The 14449-nt window shown below is 34.1% G+C and carries 12 protein-coding genes; 3 read left to right on the plus strand and 9 right to left on the minus strand.

Annotation, left to right across the window (positions count from 1 at the left end):
• Positions 1-191: 191 nt before the first annotated feature.
• Positions 192-473: a hypothetical protein gene (locus tag WAK64_RS06210; protein WP_336586085.1), complete on the plus strand. Its 282-nt coding sequence runs from the start codon at positions 192-194 to the stop codon at positions 471-473.
• 494 nt (positions 474-967) lie between these two features.
• Here WAK64_RS06210 and WAK64_RS06215 read toward each other — a convergent pair whose 3' ends face one another.
• The 5 genes from WAK64_RS06215 to WAK64_RS06235 all read right to left on the minus strand — a co-directional run bounded on the left by WAK64_RS06215 (position 968) and on the right by WAK64_RS06235 (position 8774).
• Positions 968-3502: an ornithine cyclodeaminase gene (locus WAK64_RS06215; protein ID WP_336586086.1), complete on the minus strand. Its 2535-nt coding sequence runs from the start codon at positions 3500-3502 to the stop codon at positions 968-970.
• 360 nt (positions 3503-3862) lie between these two features.
• Positions 3863-4195 carry a hypothetical protein gene (locus tag WAK64_RS06220; protein WP_336586087.1) on the minus strand — a complete coding sequence of 111 codons (333 nt, stop codon included), beginning with the start codon at positions 4193-4195 and terminating at the stop codon, positions 3863-3865.
• A gap of 402 nt (positions 4196-4597) precedes the next feature.
• Positions 4598-5299 carry a glycoside hydrolase family 25 protein gene (locus WAK64_RS06225; protein WP_336586275.1) on the minus strand — a complete coding sequence of 234 codons (702 nt, stop codon included), beginning with the start codon at positions 5297-5299 and terminating at the stop codon, positions 4598-4600.
• Positions 5300-5566: 267 nt separating this feature from the next.
• Positions 5567-6661, minus strand: coding sequence for an acyltransferase family protein (locus WAK64_RS06230; RefSeq protein WP_336586088.1), 1095 nt, complete (start codon positions 6659-6661; stop codon positions 5567-5569).
• 247 nt (positions 6662-6908) lie between these two features.
• Positions 6909-8774, minus strand: coding sequence for an LTA synthase family protein (locus tag WAK64_RS06235; protein ID WP_336586089.1), 1866 nt, complete (start codon positions 8772-8774; stop codon positions 6909-6911).
• Between the two features lie 437 nt (positions 8775-9211).
• Here WAK64_RS06235 and WAK64_RS06240 point away from each other — a divergent pair, with 437 nt between their 5' ends.
• Positions 9212-9673 (plus strand): hypothetical protein, encoded by a 462-nt coding sequence (locus WAK64_RS06240; RefSeq protein ID WP_336586090.1) that lies wholly within the window; start codon positions 9212-9214, stop codon positions 9671-9673.
• Positions 9674-9838: 165 nt separating this feature from the next.
• Here WAK64_RS06240 and WAK64_RS06245 read toward each other — a convergent pair whose 3' ends face one another.
• From WAK64_RS06245 to WAK64_RS06260, 4 genes are all read right to left on the minus strand, one after another.
• Positions 9839-10387 carry a DUF2812 domain-containing protein gene (locus WAK64_RS06245; RefSeq protein ID WP_336586091.1) on the minus strand — a complete coding sequence of 183 codons (549 nt, stop codon included), beginning with the start codon at positions 10385-10387 and terminating at the stop codon, positions 9839-9841.
• Entirely contained in the window at positions 10380-10724 is a 345-nt protein-coding gene (locus WAK64_RS06250; protein WP_336586092.1) for a PadR family transcriptional regulator, read from the minus strand. The genes WAK64_RS06245 and WAK64_RS06250 overlap by 8 nt, the downstream gene beginning before the upstream one ends.
• A gap of 198 nt (positions 10725-10922) precedes the next feature.
• Positions 10923-12179 (minus strand): MFS transporter, encoded by a 1257-nt coding sequence (locus WAK64_RS06255; RefSeq protein WP_336586093.1) that lies wholly within the window; start codon positions 12177-12179, stop codon positions 10923-10925.
• Positions 12180-12257: 78 nt separating this feature from the next.
• The gene (locus tag WAK64_RS06260; RefSeq protein ID WP_336586094.1) at positions 12258-13529 is read right to left on the minus strand and encodes an MFS transporter; all 1272 of its coding nucleotides are present in this window, start codon (positions 13527-13529) and stop codon (positions 12258-12260) included.
• A gap of 498 nt (positions 13530-14027) precedes the next feature.
• Here WAK64_RS06260 and WAK64_RS06265 point away from each other — a divergent pair, with 498 nt between their 5' ends.
• Positions 14028-14336: a hypothetical protein gene (locus WAK64_RS06265; RefSeq protein ID WP_336586095.1), complete on the plus strand. Its 309-nt coding sequence runs from the start codon at positions 14028-14030 to the stop codon at positions 14334-14336.
• Positions 14337-14449 lie beyond the last annotated feature (113 nt).

Genomic DNA, 14449 nt, shown 5'->3' on the forward strand with positions numbered 1-14449 from the left:
GTACATGACGTTGTTAGCAAGACCTTTATCAGTTGGTAAAGGTCTTTATGTGTAAAAAAACCTTTACCAACAATGGTAAAGGTTTTTTTTATAAGATGGCGTTCAATGTCATTCACAAGCCCCATTTTGATGATTTCTAGATTACGAATACTATTTGTGAAACAATAAACTTAAGATAGGAGATAGTTTTAATGACCATTAAACGAATGAAAATGATTCCTTGTCATTGTGAAGGTACTCTACCATACTGTGATACATGTGGTGGTTCAGGAAGATTGAATGCAAAACATAATCAAGCAATAGCAGAAGAAATAGATCATATTGAACAACTCGTTGCACTTCAACCAGCACCGAATGTAAAAGCAAATGATAAACACTTAATCTATTCTATTGTAAAACAATTTCTTGGGAACATGAACATTACCGTGAAGATGGAAAATAAAACGTACAAGATCACTTTTACGACTATTTAAGATGCCTTTTATCTGCAAAAATGAAGATAAAGCCCCTTAGATAGAGATTAAAATATTGTAAGTACTAGGATTATAAAGTGTAATACAATAAGACTAAAAACGTTTTATGGGAACGATTAAAAGAAACAGCAGTTCTAGACTATTATTTAGTTTAATTTCAACATACTCATCGTATATCTGTTTTTCCATTTCCCCCAGCGATTATTGTTAGTTTATTTGTTCTTTGAACACCAAATTATAAACCCTTAAATAGCAGGCTTTTCAAGGGAGTCCGTCTAGAAAATCGCTGCAGGAAAAAAAATAAGAAAGTACTATACAAAAAAATGCTTTATTTGTATATGTCTCATATAAAACCAACTTAACACCCTGTATTAATAAAAATAACTCTGTTCCCTTACTACTTGTGAGTGGCCATTTCACACTGAAAACTCTTATAACTCTTGTTTTCCATTGCTAGAGTTGTTATGACTTTCAAGTGAAATTAGCGGTGTGCACTATATACAATAAGCTTGAATTATTCCATTTGTTTGCGCTATAAAGCTATTATCATTTTCATTTACAATAATAGACCTATAGTACTCTTTAGAATCAAAAGCTTGACTATTTATCACGTCACCTTTTTCATTAATGGATGCTACCATTTTGATGTGACTATTTGAAAGGGACCATAAGTACACCTGTTTTTTTGAAATCCATGTAACACTGTTTTCAGATGCTTTAGGAATAGAAGAATACTTCCACTTTAGATTTCCATTAAGATCGTATCCCTTCAACTCAGTCTTTGTTAATACAGCAATGGTAGAACTAGCAGATGTAATAGATAAGACGTTCTCTTTTTCTTTTAACTCTACATTCTCTCTTAAATTTTGATCAAAAATTTTAATTGCTCTATTTCCAACTCTCAAAATCAGTTGTCCACTACTAATTTGATGAGCTTCGTTAATTGCTTCAGAAAATGTAAATTCTTTTTCAACCTCAACACTTTTAATTACGTATTTCTTTTTCCCTTTCCGTGTAATATAATAGCTGTTCGTGGCTACATTGTTTAAACCCGCTCCAAACGGGGCAGAACTAACAGTTTGTCCATTTTCTTCGTCTATTGTTAACCCCCACCTCTTATTATCAATTAAATTTAAAATACCTTTCTTTCGTTCCGAACCCCTGTCTACAGAAAAATTCACCACTGCATTATAATGAGATGTAAAATTAAGATGATAGCCATGATGCTCGACCTTAATTTTATTCACCATTCTTCCTTCCTCAGAGTAAATCAAAATATATCCTGGAAGATACGTAATGTCACTTTCGGAAGGAGCGCTTGTGAAAATAAACTTTCCATCAGGGGATAAGTACAATGAACTCATTGAAGAAAAAACATGATTTCTCCATATGACATCTCCCTCAAAGTCATAGCAAGTTAAATAGTGACTCATAGTATCTTTCATTAGTTCCTTGTCACTTAAATTTCTTAATTCATTACCAGATTTTCTTGGTCCCTTTTCAACCACATATATCCTTTTACTTTGAATGTCAATTTCTCTACTTCCAAACCAGTCCTCTTCACTTGTTACTTCCCACATTTGACGGAACCTTTTAGTCTCGGAAATCTCTACAGGTACTTCCGTTGTGACATCCATTTTGCTCTCTAGAATATTTTTCGACTCAAACTGCTTCCATACATGGTTGTCAGGGGCTAGCCAATAATATCCTTTTGTACTTATTCCACCGTCAAAAAATACGTTCCTACCAGAGAAGGTAAACAACTCCATTCCTGGATGTCCCTCGGAACCAGTAATAAGGTTCCCTGTACCCTTCTCTAATTCGTACAAACGGTTGTCTTCACATATAACGATGTACTTTTCTTGATTAGGTATTAAAGATATAGTAGAAGCTTTTTTAGGAAGATTAGCTCCATAAATAAATTTTCCTTTTTTATTCAGCCAAAAAGTTTCTCCTGTATTAAACGAAACAATTAATTTATCATCTAACCACCTAATGTACCTACTTGAATTTTTGAAGGTATTAATCCAAACTAAATCCCCGTCTTTATTCCAAGCACTTACTCTACCTTTTTCTTCTAGAATAAATACCATATCTGTAGCAGGATCATGGGCAAATCCTGCAAATGGAGATGCAAATGTCATACGTTTGAAACCCATCATAAATTGATTGGCAAGCTCTGTAGCATAGGCACTTATCGCTTCCTCTTCTGTCCGAGGTGAGGATAACGACTGCTGAAGCTGATTATATTTATTTTGCATTTCCCGCTCTTGTAATTCTCCAATAGAAATTCTAGTTTTAAGGTTCCCGTGAACATCTAATCGATACAATCTATCCATACTAGACACAAAAATATCAGTAGAATCAATTGATACCTCAAGTAAGTAAGGGGTAAATAAGAACTCTCCAAACACATTCACTATCTGCTCTTTAAATGACATTGCCCAGTTAAGTTTTCCGCTGTAATCAAAACAATACAACTCTCCTGGTCCATCGTAAGTTTCACGTGTTCCCACTAGCCAAAAATCATTGCCCATTGCAAAGTTAAATGGTTGCCACTCAAACTCAAAAATATGAAACTGTTTTGTTTCATGGTCAATCATAGCAACGCTTTCTTGTTTATGTAGAATGATTGCCTTTTCATTTGCAGTAGTAGCTCTCATCTTTTCTAATTTTGTATCTTTCAGTGGTATTTGCAGGACTTCTTTAGTTGAAGTGATTTCAATCGTGCCGGCTGCTTCTGCTACTATTATATTATCGGAATGATATAAGTTTCGGAATTGCCTGCGAGAGCGCTTTTCAAACCCTATTAATGTTGGATTTTGCTTCTCATATTTAAAAAACTCATCCCAAGAATCTTGTGAAGTAAAGTTGAGTTCACCTCCCAAATAGTGGTTGAACCTAGTCAATCGCACTTCACTTATAAAATCACTGCTATTCGGTTTGTTTTCTCCCATCCTTGATACTGTTTCATCCACGTTACTATTACTCGAGGTAATAAATTCCTTAATTGATTTAAAAATACTCAAATTACAACATCCTTATCCATTATTTTCTAAGACAATTATAATCCATAATAAGTACATAGTCTGTATCATTACGTCTAATTTATCTACTTATTCAAAAATGAGAACTTATTATTAAAATTAGAGGGGTAATTCTTATGCCGCTCGGAAGAATATTTACGGAAGGGAGACGTTTAATTCATGTCATTAATAAAGAAGATAAAGGTAGATCCGTGATCATTTGTATAATATATCTGCAAACATCTATCGTTGATGTCCAGGAAGCTACAAAATAGAACTATTGGTATTATTTATAAAAAATCATTAATAATAATGCCTAAACCTTAAATCCTACGATAAAGTTAATCCAAGATGTTTTTCATATTATAAATTGCGTTCATCTTTTTCTTGAAAGTAAATTACAATACTAATAATAATCACTGGCAGAGAGCCTAGAAGTATACCAACTTTAAACCATATATCCTCAATAGTGGAGAAGGAGATTATATTAAATAATAGTAATACAGAATTTATTAGATACATCTTCGTTCTTTCTGTGACGTTTAACTTAATTGCAATGAAATTAAACAAGAAAAACAATGAACAACCTAATAACGCAAGGGGAATTAGCGATCCCGTTATCCCCATGGCTTCCCTGATAAAATAGGCAAATAGCCAACCAAGTAATATAACTCTAGTAAATTCATTATTTTCCATCTTCTTCTACTCCTTTCTATAGACTAAGTGGATGGTGGTCAGGATACAATTTGTGAATTTTACCATTTCACAAATTGTAATAGATATAATCCGTATAGTAATTATTATATGGTTATAATTTGATTATAAGAACTTAGATAGTCATTCATCACCTACCTACCGTTAACACTATTGAAGATGGTAAATTCAAGCTAAATTAGGATTTCATAAAGGAATTGTGGAGCTATAAATAATGCTGCCCATCAATCTCGTTTTTAAATTTAAACCAGCAAAGACTAAAAAAGATCCTCCCTTTACCGTTTGAAGTTAATTTGAAAATAAACGGTAAAGGGAGGATTTAAGATACAAGGAGAAAATAGTAAAGAGAGAAAATGACATCACTATTAAAGAGAATACATAATATTATAATCCGTATTCTTTAAACTCTTCTTCACTACCATGAAAAACATTGACATCAATGAACTTTTCTTCCCCTTTATAACCTTTTAATTGTTCTCGATCGGTGTACTGCCAAAATGTCCAATCTCTATTATCTGGCAATGAAGGTGTCGTGATAACATCTCTTATCCAAATATCACATTGTTCAAAACTATTTTTTATGTACAAATCATATGCTTTTTTTGTCGTGTAAAGAATGACTCGTTTTCCATAATGCTCTTCTAGCATTTTTACCATTGTTTGAAGTTCTTTCTCTACTTGGTCGCGCTTTGGAGGATTTTTTTCTTTATCACCATAAAACTCAACATCCACCACTGGCGGTAAGGCCTCTTCATGAATTGGCACTGTGTTGATAAAGTTCTGTGCTTGCGTTTTTCCCTCACTGTCATAGCTGAAAAAATGATAGGCCCCAATACGTAAAGATGTACTTTCTGCATTTTTCCAATTTTCCTCGAAAAATTTATCAACAAACGAGCTTCCTTCAGTGGCTTTCATAAAAGCAAACTGTAAGCCTTGCTCCTGAAATTGTGCCCATTCTATATCCCCTTGATAGGCTGAAACATCAACACCTTTCACAGGATAGTTTTTTGCAGTTGAAGCATTGGGAATGATAATCCCTTGATACCATAATAAAATCATCAAGAGTAACGCACTTATTAAAAACATAGTTGGATAAACGATGAATTTGAACCTACTCTTTTTTATATCAACTTCTCTAATTTTCAACCTCTCTCATCCCTTCCAAATCTACAATAAAGTGCATCGCATATCAAACCGCTTTAACTTACTAGTGAGCATCATTTTTCATCCAACTTATTGTACTGCTGTAAGTTCCTTGCGGTCAGTATGTCGATGACCACTTTTTACGGTACATAACTCTTCCTCTTACAGAAATGAACAGATTATTAAAGGGAGTCCATCCTCTTCGTAGTATCACGGTTTGATTTTACTCAATCGCTTTCTATCTATCGTTACTTTCGTGTTATAAAGATCTTTTAACATACGAATCAATTTCTCTAAGGTGATCATAGGTGAAGTGATAAACCGGCTTTTTTGTGAAAAGAAATCGGACCCTAAAATGGACGTAACAATGATTGACATGATAAAAATAACCAATAATTGAGTATCTACATTCCATTTATCCATAAAATCACTATGTCTCAATGGAAAGATAAATATAGGATGCATGAGAAAAATGCCAAGTGAGTTATCACCCCATTTAGTGAAAATACTCTTCTTTTCATTGATAACATTTAGTATAAGAAGACATATCCATGCGGACAAAGCAAAATGTAATATCATTTTTAATAAATAACTCTGATCCTCTGCTAAGAACCGATACGTTCCATAACTACCTTTATATAACCATTCCATGTTAGGGATGATTTCATTAATTAGAAATACTGTAGCTGCCGTTACTACTAATAAAGCCTTTGCTTTATTAGTAGATATGGTAGTGTATAGTTGCTTCAACATTTCTCTCGACATAAACAATCCCGCAAAGAAAAATGGTGAAAATGTAATGGTACGCTGATAACTAAATGTGTACGATGAAAAATTCGGATAAAATTCCCTCATAAAATCTACTATTGCGTCTGTATACCAACGTGAGAAAAAGCTTATTATAATTATAAACATTAATAACAAAATTTTTCCACTATTGTTTAATTTTAATCTTCCGACTATTCCCGCTAATATGTACCAAAATACCATACTAACAAGATACCACAAATGAAATATTGGTTTATCGTAGTTAAATTTGAATAGTTGGGAATCACCTGTCAAGAAAAAATAAAAATTGCATGCAGTCTGAAAGATTATATACAAAATAATGAGGTTGATTACCTTTTTCACTTTCATCCTCTTTGCTAGAAATCCGCTAATAAACACAAAAAGTGGCATATGAAATGTATAAATGAACACGAAAATTTGATAGTAGTTTTCTTTATTCAATTCTATAAAATGTCCAAAGACAACTAAAAACACCAACATTCCTTTCATGTTACTGAGCTTTATATCCTTTCTCAACAGCTTCACCCTCCCTTACCTATAGGGGTATTTTCGGAGACGTACAATAAGTAGGTTTTCTCTTTTTCATCTATGTTTTGTATAGTGAAAAATTTGCTTCTTCACCACTATAACTATTTCCTAAGTACTAACGATTGAGTTTATCTCCTTTTAGGATAGGAGAGAACTTACTATTAAATAACAAGCAAGTCCTCTCTCACCTAATGAAACACGACTATTCATTCAACCCATTTTCAGTTATCACTTTTTAAAAGGGTTTTTCTTCGTAAAACCTTAATAAATCTCCATATATCGTTTTATCAGAGTACTCAAGCTCCGTTTTTGCTTTCTCTTCTAAAGGCTCACAGCTTGCGCCATCAACCTCTTCCCCTGTGCTTTTGTCATAACATGTAGATTTCGTATAGACGTAGTCTTCTGTTATCACACTTCCATCTCTTAGTACAGTAAACTCCTTTTTATCAGTAGAGAAGATATCTGCACCAAAATGCACTTCATCTTTCATCTCGACACCTAGTAAGTTTAGAAGGGTTGGTTTAAGATCAATTTGTCCTGACACTTTTGAAATAACCTCTGGATCTTTGTCTGTTACACCAGGGATGTGAATAATTAATGGAACTTTTTGTAATTGTACAGATTGAAACGGTGTGACTTCTTCCTCTAAATATTCACCCATTGCTTTATTATGATTTTCAGATATTCCGTAATGATCTCCGTAAAAGACAAATATAGAATTTTCGTATAAACCTTCTTGTTTTAACTGTTCCATAAATAGCTTAAGAGATTCATCCATGTATCGTACTGTAGGAAAATAACGGTTAAGTGTACGACTATTTGACGTAAACTCGTCCACCCACTTATCCTCTTGATCTAACTCATATGGAAAATGATTGGTTAGTGTAATGAATTTAGAATAAAAAGGCTGCGGCAATTCCTTCATTTTTTCTACTGATTGGTTAAAGAAGTCTATATCCTTCAAGCCCCAACCAATCGAATTTTCTTCGCTCACTTCGTAATCATCTACTGAAAAGAAACGGTCATAACCAAAGTTTGGATAAATAACATTTCGATTCCAAAAACTTTTATTATTTGCATGGAAAACGGCTGAATAATAATTTTCCTCTTTTAAAATCTCTGGTGTTGCACGGTACTCATTTTCAGCATTTGTAAAGAAAACAGCCCCTCTACCTAATGGATATAAGGAATTATCAACCAAGAACTCACTATCTGACGTTCTCCCTTGTCCAACTTGATGATAGAAGTTATCAAAATAATAACTGTTACTAATTAAGTCATTTAGATACGGCGTAATCTCTTCCCCATTTATCTCATTATTTATCACAAAGTTTTGTAATGATTCCATCGAAACCATGATGACGTTTCGGTCTTTAGCAATTCCATGCAGCTCCTCATTTGGCTTTGTGTAATTGGCTGATAAATAGTTCTCGATTTCTGTAAAGTCACTACTATTAGCAAGTGCTTTTTGTGCTTTCGTTTTTGAGGTTAAGACGAGGTCATAAATATGATAATTATATGGACCAATATTTTTCACAAGCATTTCACGGTCAAATGTACGCGTTAACAGCTGTGGACGCTCGATTTCTGCAAGTCCTAAGTTAAATAAAGAAACCGCTACGACCATTAATAAATAAATACTTTTCTCTCTGAACGTAAACACCGCTGACATTGAACGCTTACCTTTATTCCGAATAATAAAGGACAAGAAAAGGACATCAATAAACATGAAGATATCTGTAATCTTAATTAACTCCAAAATACTATCACTTAAACCATTAAGGTTAGAGGTAGTAAAGAGCAAAGGAATCGTAATAAAATCTGTATATTCTCTGTAGTACACTACATTGGCATATAGGATAAAGGAAACGATGAAACTCGTAATAACTATATAATAATTACGACGCTTTTCCTTCATAAACAAGGAGACTCCAAACACAACAAGTAAAAAGCTTAGAGGATTTATCAAAAGGATAAATTCTTGCATCCCGGATTCAATCTTTATATCAAAGCTTGTCTTATAAACAATGTACGTCTTCATCCATAAAAACAACGTTGCAATAAGAATGAAAGACATTTTTGACAATAATGTTTTTTTCATCTTTAATTCTCCCTTAATTTTACATATTTATATTCACTATATTATAGGCTTTAACTAGTAATGGTATGGTACTTCATCTATTGACCATCATACAAAAAAATCCTTAGTTTTTAGTGAAGAAACTTCTTAAGAATTTATTAAGAAGTCTTAAAGTCTGGAATAATGTTATACCATAAACCTCAATAGCTGGAAGTAGTGGGGTTTTTCACCAAGAAATTTTTATCTATCCTGCTAAATTATCCTTTACAGCTATTTATTTCCTTTTAATTCTTCGTCTTCAATCCCCTTTTACTATTATCGAATTCTTGTACTCCATCATCAACTAATTTTTAAATATACAAGTACTTACCAACTAAATAGAATAAACTCAACATCTTCATCCATACTTCTGGGTAATCTATCATTAACAAATATTGAATAAAGATGGTGATTTATAAATGAAACGAGTATCTGTATTTGCTTTAGTATCTTTGTCCCTACTTACGATGGTTATTTTTGCTTCTCAAGATAAAACTAATGCTGAACATAAACATAATTCAATAATATCTGAACAATCCAATGATCAATTTATCATGAGTTTGTTCCAGCAAGAAATTCAAAGAGCGGTAGCAAATTATTATAACGAAGAAGTTGGTACTCCAGGTTCAATTTTTATTATGTATTATTGGGATCATCCAGATTATCATATTATCGAAGTTGATCAATCAGAAAAAGGACATTTATTAGAATATACTTATAATGGAAAGAAGCAACACTATCCCTATGTGGTTAAATTCACAGTAGAACCACAAAAGAATGGAGTCTTAGGAACGGATACAATCACATTTGGTATAAGGCCCCAAAGTTATACAAATGACCTTGAAGTAAATATGTTAAATTATGAACATAAATCTCAATAAATTCAATAAAGGGGTCCCTATAGGGACCCCCTTATTGAAAAATCTTCATCATCCATATAAACCCTTACCAGGTTTCACATAGGATCTACTAACAACTTGCCATGTATTTCTTTATTATCTTCCTAGGTAAAGGAAAATCGGTAATGCCTTCCCTGTTACTACTTATCAAAATGTCTTTCTTTTTAACTTGTTTACTCTAAAGTGATACGCAATAAATGGTAGCCCACCAAATATAAGAATAATGGTCGAAATGAGTGCTAACCCATAGCTTACTTGTCCAACGATTTCAGGTACCCACCCTTGGTTACTCATGAAATATAACAAAAACAGAACAACCGTAGCAATGAAGGATATCAGTGTAACTTTGCCCATTTGTTGTTTTTCGACTGTATACTTTTCAATCGTCGACACACGATCCAAATAGATGGGGGTTGTTCCTGCTGGTGCTCCAAACACATGGGCACTATCTGCTGAACAAACATGAGACCAACCAGCTGCTTTAAAATAGGAGAAATATTCCTCATCCGCTTCCAGTTGGTAATCTAATGAATAGTCTAATTCTTGACTTGCTCCTTTTTTTAATTTATACCCTAATCCTAATAACGAGAAGCCCTCTAATACCCACCCATCTTTGGCATATTTACTTAGTTTTTTCATATCTTTTTCTTCAGAAAATGCAAGCCCACCATTTAGCACGTATTTTGTTTTAGCCATTATTCCCATCTCCTATATTTGTAAATATTTCTTCTGCATGTAAAATCATTTCCCGCTTCCGGTCCATTTCTTGTTTTATTAATTTGATGCCCTTTTCCGTTGTCACATACGTTTTCTTTTTCTTTTCAGCTTCTTCAACTAGTTCAATTAATCCAGCTTTTACTAATTTCTTTATGGTTGTGTACAGAGAAGCTGGTCCAATAGATACACGATTATTTGTCATGTTCTCGACTTTATTCATAATCAAGTACCCATGCATAGGCTCGATTAGTGCTAATAAAATGTAATAGGATGTATCCGTCAGCTCTCCCATTTCCAATGAATCGTTTCTCGGCATTGTGTACCTCCTTTTATATCATTAAATGATATATCATTAAATAGACTATATCATTTAATGATATAAGTCGTCAACATAAAAAAATGACTGCCCATTTAGCAGTCATTTCACAATAATGAATGAACAAGTAGTCCCTACAGTACCTAACCCTTTAAATAAAAATAACCCAGTCTCTCTTAAGTAATCCACAACCTTAGACTAATTAGAAATGACTGTATTTGATGTTTGACCTGTTTGATAAGGAACGGTAGCAAATGTAACAGCTAACATTATGGCCCCTCCTGCACAACCAACACTTGATATCCAAAAGGTTCCACTAAGCCCAATATAGCTAGATAGTAAGCCTGATAGTATTGTGCCTATCGGGACAATGCCCCCCATTACTGACATTAACAGACCAAAAGCCCTTCCCCTATAGTCGTCAGGGATTATCTGTTGCATCATCGTCATCATAAAGGCCCCTGCCATCCCCGTTCCAACTGAAGCGATAAATAATACTACCATACCCGGATATAGATACGGAAACATTGGAAAAAACACTATTACACTTTGCAGCAAAAAGGCTGTCGTTAAGCCTAATTTAGGTGTGATCCACTTTGATATCCAGCCTGAAATAAAGGCCCCAGTCAGGGCTCCCAAACCAAGGGATAATTCTAGAAGGCTATAGCCCTTGGCACCTGCTTTTAATATTTGTTGTGACCAAGACGGAGTAAGATAGAAAAACGTTACAAAAAATAGATTGGTTAATAAAACACCTGGTAGCATAAATAATAAAATCTTCTCATTTTTTATGACCCTTACGCCATCCTTTATATCATTTAAAAAACCTTTTAAAGAAAACCTCCCTTCTGGAACTTGATTTGATGGCATCTCACGTTGTTCATTGACAAATCGTTTTAAAATGAGGAGAAAAGTTGCCGAGATGAGAAATGTCATGGCATTAAATAGAAAAAAATACGTTTCGTTTACTAAAGTAAGCAGAAATGCTCCTGCTGTTGCTGCCATGATTGCCCCTATTCTTGTCACCATTACAAACAGGCTATTCCCTACTGTCAACTCGCCTTCTGGTAAGGTTAAAGGCATGAAAGCGCGGGAGGCTGGCATGAAAAGGTTATGACAAATATTTAGTAGTAAAAATGAGATCGCAATCACCCAAAAGGAATAAGAAAAGAAAGCAAGGTAAATAGATAAAAAAAGCACGATTATAAAAGAAAAGACGTCTGTAAAAAGCATGACTTTTCTCCGCGAAAATCGATCGGCAACAACGCCTGATACAAACATAAATAGTTGAGGAATGGTAATCATCAGGCCGAGGAGAGCCACATATTTCCCTTCTCCTGTCATAAGTTGAACATACCAAAGTACGGACAAATAAAACAAAGCATTCCCAATCGTAGAAATAAAGTAACCTACAAAAAATAACGAAAATGCCTTATGTCTAAAAACACGAAACATATTCACGACTCCTTCTTCTTGTTTATGACATACCCAATCTCCTTTTAAAGCGAAGAACATGTATCAGTCAAAGGAGATTTAATGGCCCTCCCTTATCGGGTGGAGAGTGTTGACCTCATTCATTCTTAAGAGCGGGTGAAGCCCTACCACTAGTCCAAGTAGCATGGTCATGATTCCACTAGCAATAATGGTATTGACTACTCCTATGTATTCAGCTATATACCCTCCTACATATACACCAATTGGAAAACCTAAGCCAGCTATTAATCCATATACTCCAAACACACGCCCTCGAATTGTATTCGGCACTAGCCTTTGTTTTAACGTTGGGGAAATAATGTTGTAGGGTGCATAGACGACTCCACCTAAGAACATCATTATATAAATGACCAGAATATTTGATAAAAAGCCAAAGCTAGTTGGAACCATACCCCAAAGAAAAATTACTAATCCTAAGGCATATGAATAAGGGATGTTCTTATTCAATCGTATCCAACCTAATGATCCGATAAATGAGCCAATGGCAAAGCATGTCCACATCAGCCCTAACGCCTCTGCACCTTCATTTATAATGTCATTTACAAATACGGGTAACATTGGTTCTAGAGGGGCATAAGTGAAATTGAAGAAAAACGTCACTAATGCGATGACCACTAATGATTTGTATGTAAAGATAAACTGAAACCCTTCTTTTGTATCACGATAAAAGCTACTCCACTTCCTTTTTAAATCAATGGGTCTATTTCTTTGTTCGAGCCCTTTATGATAGGCAGCATGAGGAATACGATAATACAATAAGGCAGCCACCATAAAACACATTACATTCATAAAGAGGGTTATGGGGGCACCAACTAAAGCTGTACTAAATCCCCCTAATGCTGGACCCACAAGCGATCCAAATTGACCTGTCATCATAAAAACCGCATTACCTGTCTCTAACTCTTCTTTCTCAAGAAACTCAGGCAAAATCGCAGATGTACCAATCGTCGTAAAAGAAGAAAGCATTCCATTTATAAAGACTACTAATACGATCACCCACAAAGAAAGAATGTCAAACCAATAGAAGATTGGAATGAGGGCAAGCAACGTCCCCCTCACTATATTTTCAAGCACCATGACCCTCCTTCGATTGTATTGGTCTAAAATCCCCCCAACAAAAATACTTGATACTAACGGGGAAATAGTAGCAGCTGATATGACGATCCCAATAGCGAGCGTTGAACCCGTTACTTGGTATACAAACCACCCAAGTGCTATCCACGACAATTTTCTCCCTACATTTAATACCGCAGAAGCAAGGAAAAAACGGCGAAAATATACATTCCCTAATAATTTCATATACTTATCCAATGACAACCCAACCCTTCACTCTCAATCTTTCTCTATCTATCAAACTAAGAATAATCATTTTGTCAAAAAATATCATCCAACATTTGGTGGAACGGATCTAAGACTTATGACGGATAGAATAAAAGTCATCATAGCTAGTACTTTCATCAATCGGTCGGTATTGATGGATATGAAAACTTCCATTATTAGAGTGTTTCATCGTTGCACGGAATTTTCAGGACAGCGAATGTATACTAGGAGTTGTTACCAAAGGAAAGAAAACGTTTAATCAGCTCAAACAAAGTTCAATTATTTAAATGAAGTTTGATCAAAAATCCTGTTGTTTTTTTCTTATTTCAAAATGGTCCATTACCATAAAAATTTGAATTCTAGAATATCTAAAATCATTTTGGTTTATATGCTAAAATTAGAATACGAAGTTAGTAGATTGGACTTATATTAACAAGCAAAATAGTCCATTAAGGTTTATCCTGAAATCATAAAAAAGAGGTGACTTTGATGGAAGTTAAATTAGAAGAATTTTTGGAGGATCCGTGGTGGGTGATTACTAAGAGTATGGCTGAAGTTCTTAACAATGAACTAATTAAAGAGTTGTCTCCTAGTCACGTTCTCTATGGAAAAAAGTCAGTCGCAGTAGCAAGAAGAAACGATAATGATGACGTAATTTATTGGGTTAATGAGATAGATAAATATGCAATTGTACATTTAACTTACAGTAAGGAAAACTCATCAGCGTTTCCGAGTACAAAGCTATTTACATTACGAGAATTAGAAAAACACTGTAAAGAAGTATCGGAATTTTTTTAAGAAAAAATGGGAGCAAATGAGAAGCAAAAATAATATAAACAACAAAACCATAAGGAGAAGATAAATGTTTAAATCTTTTTTTAACTTTTTTGGAGTGAAAAACACGGTGATTG

It is taken from the genome of Bacillus spongiae, assembly GCF_037120725.1.
In the GTDB taxonomy this organism is placed as follows: domain Bacteria; phylum Bacillota; class Bacilli; order Bacillales; family Bacillaceae_K; genus Bacillus_CI; species Bacillus_CI spongiae.